Raw genomic sequence first — 2,726 nt, 5'->3', positions numbered from 1 at the left:
GGAAGAAATATGACAAAACTACTTATATTCGTTTTTGCTATTTATACATTTTGCTGCTCATTTGTGCAGGCTGAGACTTTAGTAAATAACGAATTTGTAGTACCGATTGAAAAGCACTTTGAAAATTTCACCTTAGTTAAGGTAAACCCTAAGTACACAAAACTTGATTACAAAGCGCTTATGTCTGCTCGCGAGTTTATTCAAATTAGCTTAGGCACCACATGGCCTGCTGATGACTTTACTTTGCAAGAAAACACGCAATCATTGGAAAGTGACTTAATCGCATTTAATAATAAAGAATCTTTTACTTTTCATGTAATGAATAACGATAAAACGAAGGTGATTGGCTGTATTTATATTACAGGTACGGTTGATAGTGAATTTGATGCCACTGTATTTAGCTGGGTTGCTAAAGAGCACCTTTCTACACCGCTTTTTGATGAGCTTAAAACAAACGTTAAAACATGGGTTAAAAACGAATGGCCTTTTACAAACGTTGATTACCCGTTTAACAGTTAAATAGCATATTAAATCATTCACTTCCAAACAAAAGGCCTGCGATTAAGCAGGCTTTTGAGTGTTTAAAAAATATACGTACAAAACAATAATTCTTGAAATAAAGTAAGCAAAAAATAAAGCTAACACCCGACGCGCTAACAAGCTAAGCGCCTACAAAAACAATGCATATATTTAACGTTAAAGCTGCAAAGTGGATTGGAGATCCGTTGGGTTTCGTGTCACTCAACCTAACCTACGCAGCTATGAACATGAGCCTAGCGCTAAATAAATCACTGTTAATGATTACTGCTTTAAAAGTCGCTTTTCTGGGTTATTTAAGTACTTTAAGCCAATGGTAACTATGCGTGTATGTACCATTGTTATAACGCGTATTTGCACATTACCAATAACAACTATAGCGCCTTTACTGACTTCACCTGAAAGCTTTTGATTAATTACTTCTTCCAAGCTTATCTCTTCTGGGGCGTCTATTTGCATGTGGTAAGAGTAAAATATATCGCCTATCAACGTTACCCCTTTCACTTTGAGTTCGTTGTGGGCTAAGTGGCTATCTTGATGGTTTGTTTTATCGGTTGCTGTAAAAACTAAATCAACAAAAGGTCTGTTATCTGGTTTTAAAACAACAAATAAATGATCGTTTGGTTTTAACTTAGTTGAGCCTCGTGGCGGTATGATTGACGGGCCTCGTGTGATCATAGCAACAACCACACTCTCAGGAAGTGCAGCATGTGACAAGCTGCGCCCAGAAACCCGAGAAACGTCACTTAAAGTGTATTCTACAATTTCTATATCAATATCGTTTAACGCTGTGATTTCGAGTGTTGCAGCAGCCAAATCAGGTGGCGGCTCTACTAAATTTAGTTTTTTAGCCATCCACGGCATTGTTGAGCCCTGTAACGTGGCTGAAATTAACACTACGAAAAAAACAACATTAAAAATAAGCTCAGCCCCTGAAAGACCAAATAATAATGGGAATATAGCTAAAATAATGGGCACTGAGCCTCTAAGGCCAACCCAAGATACAAATAAGGTTTCGCGATTATTAAAGCCAAACAGTTTTAAAATAGGCGCTACAGCTAATGGGCGAGCAACAAAAATGAGTGCCAATGCAATAAGCAGTCCTTCTAACCATACATCAACCAATGACGACGGATTTATAAGGAGGCCTAATACAACAAACATGGTTATTTGCCCAAGCCATGCTAAGCCGTCATGAAACAGAAAAATACCGCGTTTATATACAAATTTGCTGTTACCTAAAATAACACCCGTTATAAATACAGCTAAAAATCCACTGCCGCCGAGCGTTGCAGAAAGGCCAAAAGAAAGCAGTCCAAATGCTGTTACCATCACTAAATACAAACCCGATGCATTTAGTTTAATTCGATTAATAAACCAAACCGATATTTTACCAATTAAAAGACCACAAATAGCGCCAGCACCCATTTGTTGAGCAAATAACTGTAGTAAACCCAGCCCTACTGGCATGTCATTAACGAGCATTTCGAGCAAACCAACCGTTAGAAAAATAGCCATTGGATCGTTCGAGGCGCTTTCTATTTCAAGGGTCGATTTAAGCTTTTTATTTAAGTGAATACCCGCACTTCGTAAAAGTGCAAACACGGCTGCGGCATCTGTAGAGCCAACAATGGCGCCAAGTAATACACCTTGTAGTATGGGCAAGTCTAAAATATAAGTGGCCACAAGGCCTGTAATTACAGCGGTAAATAACACCCCGACGGTTGCTAAAGCAGACGCGGGTTTCCACACTTGTTTAATTGAACTGGTAGGTGTTTGTAAGCCGCCATCAAATAGAATAATGGCAAGCGCTAGAGTACCCAGAGCATGTGCGGCCTCTGCGTTGTCGAATGAAATACCTGCAATACCGTCTTCACCTGCGAGCATACCTACAAGTAAAAATAGCACCAGCACCGGTAAGCCAACGCGTGCAGATAACTTGCTCGAGATCACTCCAAGTAAAATTAAAATGGCACTAACGAGAATGATATTATCAATTACAAACATAGTGTGGGTTTACAGCCTTATATGAGTTAAAAAGTAAGAATTTATAGCTACCAAAAAGCTTAAAGCTCATGCTATACAATAACCTAAAAAATATAAATACGGGTACATAAGTCAATATTTAAATTGTTTATTTAATAGCTAGAGCGTCGTTAAGCTTGGTATTACTAGCCTCGGTCTTAATT

2 protein-coding genes are annotated in these 2,726 nt (G+C 38.4%); one reads left to right on the top strand and one right to left on the bottom strand.

Features of this window, described 5'->3' with window-relative positions; genetic code table 11:
• On the top strand, positions 1-519 hold a 519-nt coding region (locus H5072_RS16230; RefSeq protein ID WP_220488668.1), incomplete at its 5' end, for a hypothetical protein.
• Positions 520-801: 282 nt separating this feature from the next.
• Here the strand turns inward: H5072_RS16230 and H5072_RS16225 are convergent.
• Positions 802-2,544, bottom strand: coding sequence for a potassium/proton antiporter (locus H5072_RS16225; protein WP_182694112.1), 1,743 nt, complete (start codon positions 2,542-2,544; stop codon positions 802-804).
• Positions 2,545-2,726: the final 182 nt, after the last annotated feature.

It is taken from the genome of Pseudoalteromonas sp. SR45-5 (genome assembly GCF_014163565.1).
Classification (GTDB): Bacteria; Pseudomonadota; Gammaproteobacteria; order Enterobacterales; family Alteromonadaceae; genus Pseudoalteromonas; species Pseudoalteromonas distincta.
Note: the sequence above shows the minus strand (reverse complement) of the source record. Positions and strands in the feature narration are given on the sequence as shown.

Coding starts and splice junctions, on each gene's coding strand:
- H5072_RS16225 (WP_182694112.1), bottom strand. CDS start 2,544: ATGTTTGTAATTGATAATATCATTCTCGTTAGTGCCATTTTAATTTTA.